The sequence below is a fragment of the Okeania sp. SIO2C9 genome, from assembly GCF_010672455.1.
Taxonomy (GTDB): domain Bacteria; phylum Cyanobacteriota; class Cyanobacteriia; order Cyanobacteriales; family Microcoleaceae; genus Okeania.
This window is the reverse complement of sequence record NZ_JAAHGO010000085.1, coordinates 1-17472: the sequence shown is the minus strand read 5'-3', so window position 1 is coordinate 17472 and position 17472 is coordinate 1. Positions and strand designations below refer to the sequence as shown.

At 32.9% G+C, this 17472-nt stretch carries 12 protein-coding genes; 10 read left to right on the top strand and 2 right to left on the bottom strand.

All coding sequences use genetic code 11. The features are described from left to right. Positions 1-64: 64 nt before the first annotated feature. Complete coding sequence (locus F6K23_RS34250) at positions 65-5530, top strand: ATP-binding sensor histidine kinase (RefSeq protein WP_293164686.1); 5466 nt, start codon at positions 65-67, stop codon at positions 5528-5530. 209 nt (positions 5531-5739) lie between these two features. On the opposite strand, the gene F6K23_RS34245 is transcribed toward F6K23_RS34250, so the two are convergent. Beyond that, positions 5740-6522, bottom strand: coding sequence for an SH3 domain-containing protein (locus F6K23_RS34245; RefSeq protein WP_293164684.1), 783 nt, complete (start codon positions 6520-6522; stop codon positions 5740-5742). A gap of 456 nt (positions 6523-6978) precedes the next feature. Between F6K23_RS34245 and F6K23_RS34240 the strand changes: the two genes are divergently transcribed. The 4 genes from F6K23_RS34240 to F6K23_RS34225 all read left to right on the top strand — a co-directional run bounded on the left by F6K23_RS34240 (position 6979) and on the right by F6K23_RS34225 (position 9990). After that, positions 6979-8325 carry an NACHT domain-containing NTPase gene (locus tag F6K23_RS34240; protein WP_293164682.1) on the top strand — a complete coding sequence of 449 codons (1347 nt, stop codon included), beginning with the start codon at positions 6979-6981 and terminating at the stop codon, positions 8323-8325. Between the two features lie 176 nt (positions 8326-8501). Further along, entirely contained in the window at positions 8502-8885 is a 384-nt protein-coding gene (locus tag F6K23_RS34235; RefSeq protein ID WP_293164680.1) for an FAD-dependent oxidoreductase, read from the top strand. 90 nt (positions 8886-8975) lie between these two features. Beyond that, positions 8976-9197: a hypothetical protein gene (locus F6K23_RS34230; RefSeq protein WP_293164678.1), complete on the top strand. Its 222-nt coding sequence runs from the start codon at positions 8976-8978 to the stop codon at positions 9195-9197. Then, positions 9157-9990: a hypothetical protein gene (locus tag F6K23_RS34225; RefSeq protein ID WP_293164676.1), complete on the top strand. Its 834-nt coding sequence runs from the start codon at positions 9157-9159 to the stop codon at positions 9988-9990. Before F6K23_RS34230 ends, F6K23_RS34225 begins: the two co-directional genes overlap by 41 nt. Positions 9991-10015: 25 nt before the next feature. Here the strand turns inward: F6K23_RS34225 and F6K23_RS34220 are convergent, their stop codons facing one another. Further along, a complete protein-coding gene (locus tag F6K23_RS34220; RefSeq protein WP_293164674.1) occupies positions 10016-10183 on the bottom strand; it encodes a hypothetical protein in 168 nt (55 codons plus the stop codon). A gap of 121 nt (positions 10184-10304) precedes the next feature. Here F6K23_RS34220 and F6K23_RS34215 point away from each other — a divergent pair, with 121 nt between their 5' ends. From F6K23_RS34215 to F6K23_RS34195, 5 genes are all read left to right on the top strand, one after another. Then, on the top strand, positions 10305-10886 hold the full coding sequence (locus F6K23_RS34215; RefSeq protein ID WP_293164672.1) for a hypothetical protein: 582 nt from the start codon (positions 10305-10307) through the stop codon (positions 10884-10886). Between the two features lie 582 nt (positions 10887-11468). Then, positions 11469-12137: a GTP cyclohydrolase II gene (locus F6K23_RS34210; protein WP_293164670.1), complete on the top strand. Its 669-nt coding sequence runs from the start codon at positions 11469-11471 to the stop codon at positions 12135-12137. 550 nt (positions 12138-12687) lie between these two features. After that, the gene (pyrF, locus tag F6K23_RS34205) at positions 12688-13605 is read left to right on the top strand and encodes an orotidine-5'-phosphate decarboxylase (RefSeq protein WP_293164668.1); all 918 of its coding nucleotides are present in this window, start codon (positions 12688-12690) and stop codon (positions 13603-13605) included. Then, positions 13592-14305 carry an SDR family NAD(P)-dependent oxidoreductase gene (locus F6K23_RS34200; RefSeq protein WP_293164666.1) on the top strand — a complete coding sequence of 238 codons (714 nt, stop codon included), beginning with the start codon at positions 13592-13594 and terminating at the stop codon, positions 14303-14305. Before pyrF ends, F6K23_RS34200 begins: the two co-directional genes overlap by 14 nt. 1679 nt (positions 14306-15984) lie before the next feature. Beyond that, entirely contained in the window at positions 15985-17031 is a 1047-nt protein-coding gene (locus F6K23_RS34195; RefSeq protein ID WP_293164665.1) for a methyltransferase, read from the top strand. The last annotated feature ends 441 nt before the right edge of the window (positions 17032-17472 follow it).

The window sequence follows — 17472 nt, the reverse complement described above, 5'->3', positions numbered from 1 at the left end:
AAAGGATGATGATTTTTTTTGTATAATCTTATAGGATCTTTAATTAATAATTTAGGGGTTGCTGATGCACAAAATACTGAACTATGAACTCGTAGAAAAAATATATGTCAGCGATCGCACTGTTATTCATCGCGCTTGGGGAAAATTATACCAAAAACCAGTCATCCTAAAGTTGCCACATTATCCCTATCCTAATTTCAATGAATTGACTCGATATCGGAATGCTTACACACTTATCAACAATTTGAATTTTCCAGGAATCGTAAAAATGCTTGCTCTGGAAAAATTTGAGCAACGTTTAATATTAGTAATGGAAGATTTTGGGGGTATTTCTCTACATCAATTTATCAACAATCAAAATACTTCTAATTTCAACAGCTTTTCTACAGACATCAATCAATTTTTTCACATTGCTCTGCAAATAGTTAATTCACTAGAAAAATTACACCAACATCAGATTATTCATCAAGATATTAAACCCCGCAATATTATTATTAATCCCCAAACAAAACAAATCCAAATAATTGATTTTAGTAGCACTACTAAGTTACCGAAAGAGACTCCAGAAATACGCAATCCTAATTCTTTTGAAGGTACTCTTGCCTATATGTCTCCCGAACAAACTGGACGGATGAATCGAGGTATTGATTATCGGAGTGATTTTTATTCGTTGGGGATTACATTTTATGAATTATTGACTGGAAGACTCCCTTTTCAATCAAAAGATCCTATGGAGCTAGTTCACTTTCACATTGCTCGTCAACCACAATCTATAATTGAGCTAAATCCAAGAATACCCGCAGCTCTCAATGCTATTGTGCTGAAATTGATGGCAAAAATACCAGAAGAACGTTATCAAACAACAGCAGGATTGCGCCACGATCTAGAAAAATGTCAGTCTGAGTGGGAAAATACTGGAAAAATCAGATTATTTGACTTGGGAGAAAAAGATAATAACAACTGCTTAATTATACCTGAAAAACTCTATGGCAGAGACCAAGAAGTAGAAAAAATATTAACAGCTTTTGACCGTATTTGTCATCCATATAAACCACGAAGAGAGTTGATGTTAGTTGGGGGATTTTCTGGTATTGGAAAATCAGCATTAGTTCATGAAATTCACAAACCTATCCTCAAAAAACGAGGTTATTTTATTTCTGGAAAATTTGAACAATTTCAAATAAATATTCCATTTTATGCTTGGTTAAATGCCTTTCAAGAATTGATTAAGCAAATTTTAAGCGAACCAGAAGAAAAATTACAAGCGATCGCTACTAAATTACAACAAGTATTAGGGGAAGAAGCACAAGTTATAATTGATGTAATTCCCGAATTAGAATTATTGATTGGCAAACAACCTCCTGCTACGGAATTATCTCCGAGTGCTGCCGAAAATCGCTTCAATTTATTACTATCAAACTTTATCTCTGTATTTGCTCAAGCAGAGCATCCATTAGTTATATTTCTTGATGATTTACAATGGGCAGATTTAGCTTCCTTGAAGTTGATGAAGTTGGTGATGGAAAAAGTTGATATTAACTATTTATTACTGATAGGAGCTTATCGAGATAATGAAGTAAATTCTGGGCATCCTTTGCTCTTAACTGTTGAGGAAGTAAAAAAAATAGGTGCTGTTGTTAATCAAATTATTCTTACTTCTTTGAGTCAGTCAGCACTCAATAATTTGGTTGCTGATACTATCAATTATTCTCCACAGGAATCACTGGTACTTAGCGAACAGATTTATCAAAAAACTCAAGGTAATCCTTTTTTTAGCGCTCAGTTTATCAAGTGTCTACACAAGGAAAGATTAATCTTTTATAGCTATAAACAGGGTAAGTGGTTGTTTGATTTGCCAGGAATTAAAATCTTAGCAGCTAGAGGAAATGTAGTTGAATTAATGGCTGCCCAAATACAAAAACTTCCCCCTTCAACTCAGGAAATATTACAATTAGCAGCTTGTATTAGTAACAAGTTTGATTTAAAAACTCTATCTATTGTTTCTGAGAAAAATCTGTCAGAAACTGCGTTGATTTTATGGAATTCTTTATCAGAAGGATTGATTTTACCAGAGGACGAAACCTATAAATTTTATCAGGGAGAAAATGATGATCGCTTGCCTGAAATAACCGATTTACAAACACCAATTTATCATTTTCTCCACGACCGGGTTCAACAAGCAGCTTATAGTCTAATTCCTCAACAAAAAAAACAAGAAATTCATCTGAAAATTGGCAGATTACTCTTAAATAATACGGCAGATGACCAACTAGAAGAAAAAATCTTTGAAATTGTCAATCAACTTAATTATGGTGTGGAATTAATTACAGAAGCAGAAGCTAGGGAAGAATTAGCAGGTTTAAATTTAAAAGCTGGAATTAAGGCTAAAGTTTCTACTGCTTATAAAACAGCAATATCTTATTTTAAGACAGGGATAAATTTACTAACTGAAAATAGTTGGTCCACTCAATATAAACTAACATTGGCACTACATGAAGAAGGGACAGAAGCTACCTACTTGAATGGTGATTTTGAGCAAATGGAGAAGTTGGTTGATATTGTATTAGAGAAAGCAGCACAACTCTTGGATAAAATAAAAGTTTATGAAATTAAGATACAAGCTGGTATTACTCAGAGTAAACTGCAAGAAGCTTTAACTATTGGTTTATCTGTTTTAGAGCTTATTGATATTAGATTTCCCGCAAATCCAACTCAATTAGATATTCAAGAATACTTACAAACAACTAAAACTAAGCTCAGGGGAAAAAATATTTCTGAACTGATTAATTTACCATTATTGGACGATGAAAATAAATTAGCAGAAATGCGAATATTATCATCACTTTTTCCAATTGCATTTATTAGCAAGCCAGAGTTATTACCACTGATTATATGTGTGGCAATAAATCTATCTTTACAGTCAGGAAATTCTCCATTATTTGCTTTTTATTGTGCAAGTTATGGTTTGCTTTTATGTGCTGTAGAACAAAATATTGATGCTGGGTATCAGTTTGGTAGACTTGCCTGCGAGCTACTAGAAAAATTTAACAGTAAAGACCAGAAAACCAGAGTATTTCAAGTAGTTTACAATGGCATAGAACATTGGAAAAATCATGTTCAAGAAACTTTTTCTCATTTGCTCGAAGCTTATAAAGTTGGTTTAGAAATAGGAGATTTAGAGTTCGCTGCTTATAGTATTTTTAACTATTGTAGTTACTCTTACTTTGCAGGTGTATCTTTAGATAATTTAGAATCTGAAATCACAAATTATAGCAGTTCTCTCAAGCAAATTAAGCAAGAAAATAATTACTACTACAATGAGATGTATCATCAAGCTGTTATCAATTTACGAGGAGGTGGAGAAAATCCTGAATTGTTATTAGGCAGCACTTATAATGAGGAAAAATTTATTCCTTTCTATCAAAATATAAATGACCATTTTGCTCTATTTCAAATCTATCTGCATAAATTAATTTTGTCTTATTTATGGGGGAATTTTCAGATATCAAAACACTATGCAGTTTTAGGAGAAGAATATATTAATGGTGTCATGGGATTCTTTTATATTCCAGTGTATTACCTTTATAGATCCCTAGCTCAACTAGCTTGTTACTCAGAAGCAGAAGCTGTAGAAAGAAAACAAATACTAGAAGAAGTAACTGCTAATCAAGAAAAAATGAAGTTTTGGGCAGAACACGCACCCACAAACTACTCCCACAAATATTATTTAATAACAGCAGAAAAACACAGAATACTGGGAGAAAAACTGGACGCGATAGAAACTTACGAACAAGCGATCGCCCTTGCTACAGAAAACAAATATATTCAAGAAGCAGCTCTCGCAAACGAACTGTGTGCCAAATTTTATCTAGAGTGGGGCAAAACCAAAATTGCCCAAACCTATATTTTAGAAGCTTACTATGGATATATTAATTGGGGAGCAGTAACAAAAGTCAAAGATTTAGAAAAACGCTACCCACAACTACTAACATCAGTTTTTCTTAGCTCTTCAGAAAATAGCAACTCCCTGGCAACTTCCCACAGACAAAGTAGCAGCAGGGAAAATATCCTCGATCTATCAACTGTACTCAAAGCGTATCAAACTCTGTCTGGAGAAGTAAAACTAGAAAATTTACTCTCAACATTAATTCGACTGATAATAGAAAATGCTGGTGCCCAAAAATGCGCCCTCGTTCTCCTCAAAGATCGGCAGTTAATCCTCGAAGCAATGAGTCACGTTATAGATACAGCGATAGAATATCCGTTCCGCTCCGCGAGCGCTACAAACGATCAGCAATATTTACAAAATTTCCAGCGCCCTGCAATACCTGTTTCGGCAACTCAAGAATTACCCCAAACGTTAATTAATTACGTATGGAGGACTAGAAAATTCCAGGTATTCGATGATGTAATGACAGAAGCAATATGGAGAAACGATCCTTATCTGAAACGACAGCAACCTCAATCTATATTATGTACTCCAATTAAAAAACAAGGAAAAATCATTGGTGTTATCTACTTAGAAAACAATTTAACAACAGGTGCATTTACTTCTGAAAGATTACAACTATTAGAAATGATTACAACTCAAGCAGCAATTTCTCTAGAAAATGCTTTGCTTTACGATACTTTAGAAAAAAAAGTAAAGCAACGCACCGAAGAATTAAACGAAAAAAATCAACGTCTAGCTCAAACTTTAGAAGAATTAAAGCGGACTCAAACCCAACTAATTCAAACAGAAAAAATGTCTTCTTTAGGTCAGTTAGTGGCAGGAATAGCTCACGAAATTAATAACCCAATCAACTTTATTTATGGCAATATAGACCATACTCAAGAATATGCTGAAAACTTATTAAATGTCATTAAACTATATCAACAATATTATCCAAAACCTTTTCCAGAAGTAACAGATATTATAGAAGAAATAGAGTTAGATTTTTTAGTTGCAGATTTGCCAAAAATACTAACTTCTATGAAAATAGGAGCTAATCGAATTAAAAAAATTGTAGAATATTTACGCAATTTTTCTCGCCTTGATGAATCAGAAGTTAAGAATGTAGATATACATGAAGGAATTGATTCAACTCTGATGATTCTCCAAAATAATCTCAAAGCTAAACCCCATGAATTGGAAATTAAAGTTGTTAAAAATTACGGTCAATTACCCAAAGTAAGATGCTATCCCGGCGAACTGAATCAGGTATTTATGAATATTATTGGCAATGCTATTGATGCAGTACAACCAATGAGAAAAGAATCAAGCAATTCCCTTCCTCAAATTACTATTACTACAGAGATAGAAACAGAAAATCAAATAACAATTAGGATAGCTGACAATGGTATAGGTATGAGTGAAGCAGTACAAAAGCACATATTTGACCCTTTCTATACCACAAAACCAGTGGGTAAAGGTACAGGATTAGGTTTAGCAATTAGCTATCAAGTTATTGTGGAACATCACGAGGGGGAATTAGAATGTATTTCTGCTCTAGGAAAAGGCACAGAATTTATAATTAAAATCCCCGGGTAGAGGGAGTGTGGGGAGTAGGGGAGTGAGGGAGTAGGGAAGTATGGGGAGTGTGGGAAGTGTGGGGAGTGTGGGAAGTGTGGGGAGTGTGGGAAGAAATTAAAAAATATATGTCTTCACCATTACGCGAACAGGACTATCAAACCCCACTAAAACAATAATTATTACAGCAATTTGATAAATGTTTGCTACAAATCTCTATTCCCTATTCCCTATTCCCTATTCCCTTCTTTAATTTCTACTAAAAATTCATATTCAAATCCACGGAAATTAGAATCGAATTCTAAAGTATATACCCCACTGATAGGCATAGTATCTGTCCATTCATTTTTATTACCTTCAATATTAGGTTCCCTTGCCATAAGTTGGCCATCAGGACTAATAATTGCTGGAAATACATCCCCAGAATTTTTGATAGTCATGGTCTGACCCTGGATCATCCTGACCCGATAATTATGACTACCAGTACCAATCATCTCCCCTCTAACAATAGCTGTGTCACTTTCTGGGGAAAAAGTAATAGTCTTATCTACTGTGGCACAACTGCTACGAGTTCGGTTCTTAGCAACCCAACCTATAACTGGTTCAGTAATTCGTAGCCAGCCAGATTTTTCATCTGCGACAGAAACAAAGGTATTATTGTTAAGTTGAGCAACTTTATTGCCTTCTCTAACTTCTGGACTGCTACGAACATTTAGAGGTGGTTCAGGGTCGTCTACTATGGCCATACGAATTTTACACCCCGATGTTGGTGGTGTAATCACAACTGGACTAGAACTGTGACTAACTAAATCTGAGGAATTAGAAGTTGAATATGAAGATTTTAGTTGATGTTTCGGAACCACTGAAATTAGGTTACTATCCAATTTTTGTGTCTGTAAAGAATTAGTAGTAAATTGTGACGAATCAGACTGAATTGTGAAATAAGCAACAGAGGTAGCACTAGCAAGGCCAGTTATTCCTGTAACGATTAGTTGTACCATGTTGAATGACATAATTTTTACCCCTTTATAAACTAGATTTTATGTTCACTTTATTGGCTAATTTGCATTTTTCTCACAGATATCACTATCAGCTATTAAGACAGATATATGCTGTTAATATTTTAACGATAAAATAACTATAAATATGTAAGCATTTACTGCTAAATTCTAGCTTAAATATAGTTAAATTAATACCAATTCACTTTAGAGATGTCACAAATAGTTTTAAATCTTAGATGTGAAATAATTTCGGTTAAATTACTGTAGTTTCAAAGTTTTGAGCCTCTAATACCAAGGGTGATAAATGTTTGTTACGTCTGGTATAAAATCTTAATGCATGACTTTTGATTGTCAGATGTGCGTCTTACATTCTGAGGGGGCCTCAGAATTACGCACTCGCTTTTGACTTCCGTGAAACGGTATAAGATAACAGCTAACTCAATCATCTAACAATAGAAATATACGAAGGTGCAAAGAAATCGCGATAAACTATTAAATACAGTTAAAAGAGAAGTTCTGCAACTGCGATCGCAGTCTCTACACCATGCAGTGATAGTTAATCTTGTTCGTCAGCGGCCACCCCAACAATTAAAACGTTCTTGGGATATAGAAGTAAAAGTAGGAAAGCGCCCTAGTTTTCAACTACCAGCAAAAATCAATATTATTCAAGTTTTTGACCGAATGAAAGGAAAATTACTGATATTAGGAAATCCTGGGGGTGGAAAAACTACAGCTTTACTAGAATTAGCTAGAAAGCTAGTAATTCGGGCGGAAAAAGAACCACAAACATCAATTCCAGTATTATTAGACCTTTCGACATGGCAAAATAAAAATCAGGATATTTCAGATTGGTTAGTTAATCAAATTAAATTTAAGTACAAGATACCCAAAAAAGTGATTAGGAATTGGCTAGAAAATCAACAATTGTCACTTCTAATAGATGGATTTGATCGAGTATCTCCAGAATTATCTAAAAATTGCTTAGAAGAAATTAATAAATTATCGGTATATTTGCAACCAAAGGACTTAGTTATTTGCAGTAGTTTTGCCGCTTATAAAAATTCTCGGACTAAGTTTAAATTAAATGCTGCTGTATTATTACAGCCTTTAAAAATCGGTCAGATTCAAGATTATTTATTGGCAGCTAGTAGTAGAGAACTTTGGCATTATATTCAGGATGAACCAGAGTTATTAAACTTAGCTGAAATACCATTAATGTTGAGTATGATGACTTTAGCTTATGAGGAAATTTTAATTGCTGCTTGGAGAAGAATTACTTCTGAAAATGGAAGAGAAAAATATTTATTAAATGCTTATATTCGTCGTCAATTAGGGCGAGAGAATAACGATAATTGGTATTCTAGAGGCCGAGAACCACTGCCGGAACATACAAGACGATGGTTAGCATGGCTAGCACAACGAATGGCTGCAGATAATACTCAGGAATTTACAATAGAAAAACTACGGCCAGCTTGGTTAGATTCTAACGGCGAGTTACAGGCATATCAGTTAATTGTTAATTTGATTAGTGTGTTATTTTGGGGGTTTATTTTTGGGTTTATTTTTACCTTGGTTTTCGATTTATACCAAGGTTTAATTAGTGGTGCTATTGGAGGTGTAATTATGGGGATATTTTTTGGTTTGCCCGGACTAAAAAATTTTGTGCTGCGGATTATTCTATTTTTTAATGGGCATATTCCCTGGAATTATCGTCGTTTTCTCAATTATGCTGCGAGTCGTTTATTATTGCAAAGAGTAGGCGATCGCTATCAATTTATTCATCATTTATTATTTAAACATTTTTCTGAAATATAGGTAAGCATTCCGCAGGAAATTCTTACCACGAATGAGAGTCAAGATGCTCCCACTACCAAAAAATTCCATCTTGACAGGCCACTCACTTGTCTGGTTAAGATGATCTTGAAAAACTAAGTTTAGAAATATTACTATCTTATAAAAGTCAAATTTTTAAACTTTATCCTTGGTAATTTATGCACAAAAAACTATTTAATATTCCCCCAGAAGCACAACAAAAAATCGCTATTATCGGTGCAGGAGCTATGGGAGTTTCTGTTGCTTCTATTCTTTCTCAATTAGGAATTGCCAAAGTAACAGTTCTAGAGGCTGAATCTACCCTCTTAAATCATTATAGTGCTTCCCTTAATAATACAGGGATTTTACATCATTTTGTTTATGGAGGACATTTTTCTACATTAGAACTTTTGTTTAAACAAACTCTTTTGTTTAAAAAAGTCATGCCTGACTATGTTTTTGAAGATCACTATGTGAATTACTTAGCTCCTAATATCAAGGGAAATACAGCAATTTATCAAAAAGGCGTAACTCTCAAAGATGTTAGTAAAAATTTGATTTAAATTTATAATAACCATATTAATAATTATCCATCAGAGCAAATTTTTGGCTCCGCGAAAAAACTGGTTCAGGAAATCGAACCAGAAGAAATTTTGTGGGGAACTGGAGACAAAAATTTATTTAATGGCGCGGTTAAAGTCAAACAACCAGTTCTAAATATCGGCGAATATTGTAGTCATTTAATTCAATTACTTAATAATTTAATAAAAGAGGAAAAAATTAATCTTAAAACTAACCATCAAGTGACTAATATTCAACCAAGCAAGCAAGGATTTGAACTACAGATTAACCAGGAAAAAAAAGTTATACTTTAACACAGTAATTAATACAGGATATGCTAGAGGATTAGAAATTCCAATCCCCTCATTTTCAGCAGAAAAACAAGTAGGAAATATTGTTAAATTAAAAGCCTATGGGTTATATAAAATTCCAGAGACTCTCAAGACTCAAATCCCTCAATTGATAGACAGTTTCTCTAGCACCTTACTAATTCGTGGACAATACGGAGGAATTATCAAAGCAGGTCAGAATCGTTTGGCTATTTTTTATGGATTAGAATATAATCAAGCAGAACTTTATATTCCTCTTGATAAGACTCCAATCAATCTACCTCAAAACTGGATAAGTTGGGTAAGGTGTGAAACTGATTATTTTGATAGTCGAAATGAAATCTCTATTCTCCAAGCTATTCAAAAAGGAGTATCTCAATGGATACCTTGGGTGGCGCAGTTAGAACCAATAAAGTTGAAAAAAAATCTTCAGGTTTACCCTGGTAAAAAACCAGCAAATGAATTAGAAGCTGCTAAAAGAGATCATAATCCTATTCGTTATCAGTATCAGCATCAAACTGGTGAACAGTATATTCACATTCCTGGAGGTAAGTTAACATCAATTATTTATCATTCTTTTCTAATTATTCATAAATTATTACAAACTTATATAAACAAACAGATTTTAACGGAGCAAGAGGTCAACAAACATCTCAGAATAGAAAACAATAGAACTATAATTATCTCTCCAGAATTGGAATTTTTACTAGGGAAAAAATTACCACAATCTCCTCTAGAAAAACGAGAAAAAATTATGAGGGAATTAAATGTGTATTAAAATCATATAGTACAATATCTATTATTTAAACATTTTTATGAAAAAAAGTAGGAATTCCTGCCTTGATAAATACTTGTTCAGCAGTTAATTCTAATCCCTCAAATAAAGCATCTATAAGTAAAGTTTTTCCCATATAAGTTTGTGGTAGTGAATCTTGATAAAAAAACTCTAATACTCCTGGCTTTACAATCAACAACCCATACTCTTAATACTCCTGCATCTCAATAATCTTTAAGAAACTTTGAATATTTTGATAATTCACTACAATCTCCTGTTAATTTGCTATTAAATACAAAATTCTGGAGATGTCTATTATGAAAATAGGTGTTTTTGGTGCTTCTATAGATACTGAGGAAGATATTACAAATAAAGCTAGAAAGATCGGAGAAGAAATTGCCAAAGCAGGAAACACTATTATTACAGGAGCGTGTAAAGGTATACCTCTAGCTGCTGTTGAAGGTGCTAAAGCTATGGGTGGATATTCAATCGGATTTTCTGGTGCCTATAGTCGGGAGCAACATAGGGCAATGATGGGAACTGCCTTGGAATTATACGATAGTCTTGTCTTAATTCCAGAAGAGTATAAGTACAAGGAACTGCGAAAATATTGTCTTAAGTATAGGAACGTATCTTCTGTTGCAGAATGTGATGCTGCTATTATTATTGGAGGACGATGGGGAACTCTAAATGAGTTTTCTATTGCTTATGATATGGAAAAAATAATTGGTATTCTTTCTTATACAGGAGGTGCTACAGAATGTATTAAATTGTTGATTGATTTTTTTCAAAAGAAAACAGATAGTCAAGTTATATTCGATAGCAATCCGGTTAGTTTAGTTAATCAAGTATGTCAAATTAGTAAGGATTCAGCTATAGCAATCAGGAATGAGTTGTGAGAATTAAGATGTTCCTTAAAAGTATTATTATAGCAATTATTATATTCATATGATATGTTTTTTTCTTCTTCCCAGCTCCGGTGTTCCCTAAAAGTTTTCAATATCTCACAACTCAAATCTTATGGCTATATTAGCTATTAGCTGTCAGCTTTTCCTGCGGAATGCTACGCAAACAGCAATAAAACTTCAACCTTAAGGAGAAGATTGAAATGAATATCGACTTTAAAACTGGCTTTTGTAGTCAGATTTAATTCTGAATAATAAAGCTTTTATCAACAAAACTAAAACCAATAGCTGATATAGTGTTTTCAAATGATATTTCAACCTAGATTAATATTTTTTCTAATAGAGTGCTGATTGAGTGCCTATTGCCTTACATTTTTCAGTATTTAATGCTGTTTGATATTCTTGATCATTGCCCATTGCCCCAAACCTTCATACTTTTTTAATAGCACTCTATTTCCGCATCTCAAATAAAAACGCTATACCTTATAGCTGACGGCTGTTTGTGCAGCAGTCCGCAGGAAATGCTTACTTAAATTATCACCGATTATCAAGAATAAAAAAATCTGATTAATCTGTATGAATATTTCAGAATATACAATTACTAACAAGGAATTAAATGTCTTTTTAAGAGACAATAATAAGCGAGAATTTTACATAGGAGGATATACAATCGAGCATAGAAATATAGAAACTGAACACGCTGTCATTTACAAGGGTAATATAACAGATACAGACACTCCATTGTTGCTACGAATTAACTCTGCTTGTTATACAAGCGATATTTTTGGTTGTCAAAGATGTGACTGTAATTGGCAACTTACAAAAGCGATGGAAATAATTCATCAAGAAGGAAATGGAATGATTATATACCATTTTAACCATGAAGGTAGAGGTGCAGGTTGGACGAATAAATTGAAAAGTTATACACTGATGGATCGAGAAGGTTGTTCAACATTTGAAGCTTTTCAACGTTTAAATTTAATACCAGATCAAAGAACCTATTATCCAGCAATTTTAATATTGCAAGATTTAAACATTAAAGAAGTAAACCTAATTTCCAATAATCCCGATAAAGAGAGGTTTTTAGAAGAAAATGGAATTAAGGTTAACCAAAGAATACCAATAATAAGTAAAAAAAGAGAATGGCGAAATTATTTAATATCTAAAAAAGAGCAATTTGGTCATAAAATAGACCTCTCTAGAAAAGAGAGAGTAGGGAATAGGGATTCAATAATTAATAATTAATAATTAATAATTAATAATTACCTATTCTGATAAAGAAGAGGATTGGTGCTCAAGGAATTTTTTTCTTTTTTCTCCATGAATGGAGAGGCTTTATACCTGAATTTTCTGGTAATACAAATTCCCAACAGTAATGCTATACTTGGGTGATACTTTAATTATTAAGTGATTAGCAGGACTAAATAACCTTTTTAATAATTTTAGCCAAGTTATTGTTAATTGTTCTTATGGGTAGGGACGTTGCATGCAACGTCCCTACGCACTCCCCCCTTTCAAAGAGGGGTTAGGGGGGATAGAGAACGCGGGTCAAGGGCCTACGTTGAGATAAAATAAACAAGTTTTTGATTTAACATAAGTAATTGAAAAAATATAGCAATCCTATTTTATTTGTGTATAAAAATCTTACCGCTTTTAGGCAACAGGCAACAGGCGGGAGTTTCAGTTTTTTTATCTACTTTTTGATTACCCGCAACCTATTTAGCATTGCTATAGAGTTATCGGAATTTTACAAAGGTAGACTACAGAAAAACAAATTTAAAAGTAAGGAGAAATTATGAATTTTGCCGATCGCCTTATTGAAAAAATTACTAATACAAGCCATATAGTTGTTGGTATCGATCCCAATTTTAATTTGATGCCTAATATTCTTATACCGGAACCGGATAATTCTATAGCTATTACAAACGCATTGTTTGATTTCTCAAAAATAGTTATTGATAGTTCATACGATCTGATTCCTGCTGTCAAATTTCAATCTGCATATTTTGAACAATTTGGAACCTTGGGTATTAAAGCTCTATCAAAATCTATTGAGTATGCTAAAAATAAAAATCTTTTGGTAATTCTAGATGCGAAAAGAGGCGATATTGGTTCTACATCACTAGCTTATGCCAAAGCATATTTAGAAGGTCAAACAACATTGAAAAACGGTTTGACTATAACTTCAGATATAACAGTTGATTGTATGACAATCAATCCTTTTTTAGGAGAAGATAGTTTACAGCCATTTGTAGAATCAGCTATTAACTTTAATAAGGGAATATTTATATTAGTAAAAACTTCCAACCCTGGTTTTAAATTGATTCAAGATAAAGTAGTCGATGGAAAAAATATTTCTCAGTATTTAGCAGAACTTGTCAATAATTATAGTAAAGATAGCCTCGGCAAAAATGGTTATAGTTCTATAGGTGCTGTTGTTGGAGCAACATTTCCTTCAGAGGGAAATAATTTAAGAAAGCTTATGCCTAATGCTATTATTTTAGCTCCAGGAGTTGGGAGTCAAGGTGGAACTATCGAAAATTTTTTAATCAATTTTGGTCGGGAAATAAAAGGTGTAATAATACCTATTTCCAGAGCCATAACATATACTTCAGACTTAACTATATCTTTGGAAAAATATCAAACAATGATTAGAAAAAATGTCGAAAATTTTGTCAGTAATTTGGAGCAAATGAAAAATGCAGAAAAATAAATTACTAATCATATTAGGTGTGGAAGGAGTTTTAGGTTCCTTTCTAGCTAATTGTGACGATCTAGATGCTGACATTCTGGGAATAGATATACATGAAACGACCAAGAAGAAAAATTTAAAATATTATTTTGATTGTGATTTTAAAGACAGAGACAAAATTCGAGAGACCATAGAAAAAATTCCTGTTGAAAAATATCAACAGCATCTTGTTGTCAGTTGTATCGGAACATTTGCAGAACCGACATTTAATTCAACTGTATTTGAAGAAGAAAAAATATATGAAAGTATCCAGGTTAATTTAATAGGAACTTCTCATTTTGTTATTGGTTTACTAAAAAAATGTTTGGACAAAAATATTCAAAATCGAGTCATTATTGTGGGTTCTGCAGCTGCTTATGTAGGCAGTAGAGATATAGGTTATGGAATTGCCAAAGCAGGTCTTAATGGATTAGTTTTAAGTTTATCAAAGTCCCTCTCTTCTAAAAAAGCAGTAATTATCGGAATAAATCCAGGCATATTTGAATCAAAGATGGCAAAAGGAGTTTCTGTAGAAAGGCAAAATCAGGCTGTTGAAAGTACACATATTAAACGAAAAGGAAGAATTGAGGAAGTTGCTAATTTTGTGAAATATGTTACTTTTGATGCACCAGATTATCTGACTGGTTCTATATTAAATATCAATGGAGGTCAATATAGTTAAACTTATTTAAGTTGCAATATTTTGGTGGCAATTAGGAGTTAGGAGTCATATAGAATCCGGGTAATTAATTATCGTATTACTGAGGAGTAAGGAGTAATGAGTAATGAGTAATGAGTAATAAGTAATGAGTTAGGAGTAATGAGTAATGAGTAATGAGTAATGAGTAATGAGTAATGAGTTAGGAGTTAGGAGTAATGAGTAATGAGTAATGAGTAATGAGTTAGGAGTAATAAGTAATGAGTAATGAGTAATAAGTAATGAGTTAGGAGTTAGGAGTAATGAGTTAGGAGTTAGGAGTTAGGAGTTAGGAGTTAGGAGTTAGGAGTTAGGAGTTAGGAGTAATGAGTAATAAGTAATGAGTTAGGAGTAATGAGTTAGGAGTTAGGAGTAATGAGTAATGAGTTAGGAGTTAGGAGTAATGAGTAATGAGTTAGGAGTTAGGAGTAATGAGTAATGAGTTAGGAGTTAGGAGTTAGGAGTTAGGAGTAATGAGTAATGAGTAATGAGTAATGAGTAATGAGTAATGAGTTAGGAGTTAGGAGTTAGGAGTTAGGAGTTAGGAGTTAGGAGTAATGAGTAATGAGTAATGAGTAATGAGTTAGGAGTAATGAGTAATGAGTAATGAGTTAGGAGTTAGGAGTTAGGAGTTAGGAGTAATGAGTAATGAGTTAGGAGTTAGGAGTAATGAGTAATGAGTAATGAGTAATGAGTTAGGAGTTAGGAGTAATGAGTAATGAGTAATGAGTAATGAGTAATGAGTAATGAGTTAGGAGTAATGAGTAATGAGTAATGAGTTAGGAGTAATGAGTAATGAGTAATGAGTAATGAGTTAGGAGTTAGGAGTAAGAAAGGAAATGAAAATGCATAAATTTTTAAATTCGTATTTATGCTTAACATATTTTAGTTGAGGATTATTGAATGCGATTACTGTATAACCGGATTTTATATCAGGAGTCAGGAGTCAGAATTTGCTCTTGTTTTCAGCTCAAATTAACTATTATAAAAATTGTCACAAATTAGGATTGCTATATGTGCAAAAGATAGCAGAAATTCTGCTAATGATTCAACTTTACAACATGAATCTGCAAAACAATTTATTTGTGATATAGAGTCATGTCTAAAGTTACTCCTAATTAGGGTTTACTGAATAAAGTCTTTTGGTAGGGGTAGGAGTCAGGATAAACGGCGAATTTAGAGGAGATAGGAGTAATAATTGTCCCTCAATTTTTCTGTCCGAAGGTTTGCCTTTTATGCTAATTTTTTGAGGATTTTAGACTAAAATAAGCGCACTTTTTGGGAATCAAAGAAAGCTCAAACCTTTACTTATAAATGGTTTTATAATTAATCAGCAAGCCCTAATTAGGGTTTGCTGAAAAAGTCTTTTAGTAGGGGTAGGAGACAGGAGACAGGATACAGGAGACAGGAGAAATGGCTTGGGAGCGAGGAGGTAGGAGTAACAATTGTAAGAATGATTTTTCTACCCAACTATGCGCCTAAAATACTAACTTTTTGAGCGTTTTAGACTGGAAACCAGGCACTTTTTCAAAGCCCCAAAAAGGCACTTACCTTTATTTAGCAGTGCTTTGAGATTTAATCAGCAAGCCCTAATTAAATGAAGCTTGTTCTGCATTTATTTGGGCAGAATAGATTTATAATCATATCAATATATGACAGAATTTATGATTAATATTACTAGAGATTTTGCTAATAATATGGATTATTCAAAAGTAAAAAATGAAATAATATACCTCGCAGATAAAGCTCCAGAAAACTATTCAATGTTGTTTAATGAAAATCAGTCTATAGATGTAAAGAGTATAGACTTATCCTCTATAACATCTTGTTTAGAGAGCGGTATCTTATACAAAGATGATTTGAAAATTTTTAGTAAATACTACATATTTAGATTTGATGGAGATATTTTTTTGTGTGACTGGAAAGGCAATAATACTAACGAAGTTTTTAGACCTTATATAGAAGAAGTATCGTTATGTTCAAAATTTTATTTACCAAATAGCGATAATCTAAACCTACTAGAATTAGGTTGTGGTTGTGGTATTTATGGAATTAGAGCTGCCCATAAAAAATTTGCTAAAGTTGACTCTTATGATATAAACCCTAGAGCAATAAAACTAGCAAATATAAATTCTCAGATCAATTCTAAGAATTCTAATATTAAGCATAATATTGGGAATCTATATGATTCTGTTAATAATAAATATGACCTCATTATTTCAGGTCTTCCCTATGTTCCAGTAATGAATAGTAAACAGGCAAAGATTTATTGTAATGGTGGTCTAGATGGACTTGAAATTTTTAGAAAAAGTATGATTGGTTCAATTAAACACTTGGTAATTGGTGGAGAATATAGAGCATACTTGATGTCATTAGGTGATGAAAATCATGCTTTGATTGAAAAGGAACTACCAATGTTGTTTTCAAATGGTATTTGGAATTTGGAGCTAACATATATCTATCCAAAACCATTTTATTTTTATGATTGGTACTGTGATAAGAACCAAACTTTATCTGATGAAGAAAAACTATGGTTGGAAACCCTCAAAAAGCAATCTAAAAATTTCATGCATTACTGCCTCATAAAAGCCAAGTTAGTTGATGATAATTCAAAATATTTTAAAAATACAATTGATATTAAGATGTGGGAATCAGCTTATGAATATAATATACCTTATAGTAGTGGGTCAAAACAGAACAACCTTCAATAGGCATATTCAAATTAGTGCCCTGACTCGTAACCAAAATAATTGCAATGCATCACTACTAATTAATCGTAAGCATTTCCTGCGGACTGCTGCGCAAACAGCCGTCAACTATTAGCTAGCCTCCTACGGAGGAACTGCGAACTTCAGCTATTAATTTTGAGGAAGATAAAAGCAACCTTTGAAATTGAGTTTGAAGAAAAATTACTGGTAAAGTCCCCTAACTAAACCTGAGAACTAATTACTTATTATTAATTGCTGATAGCTGACTAGCTAATAGCTGAATGCTTACAATCAATCAACTGGGAAGAATTGTATTGGGAATTCCTGCCTTGATAAATACTTGTTCAGCAGTTAATTCTAATCCTTCAAATAGAGAATCTATCAATAGGGTATCTCCCATATAAGTTTGTGGCGGTGCATCTGGATAAAAAACTGTAATACTCC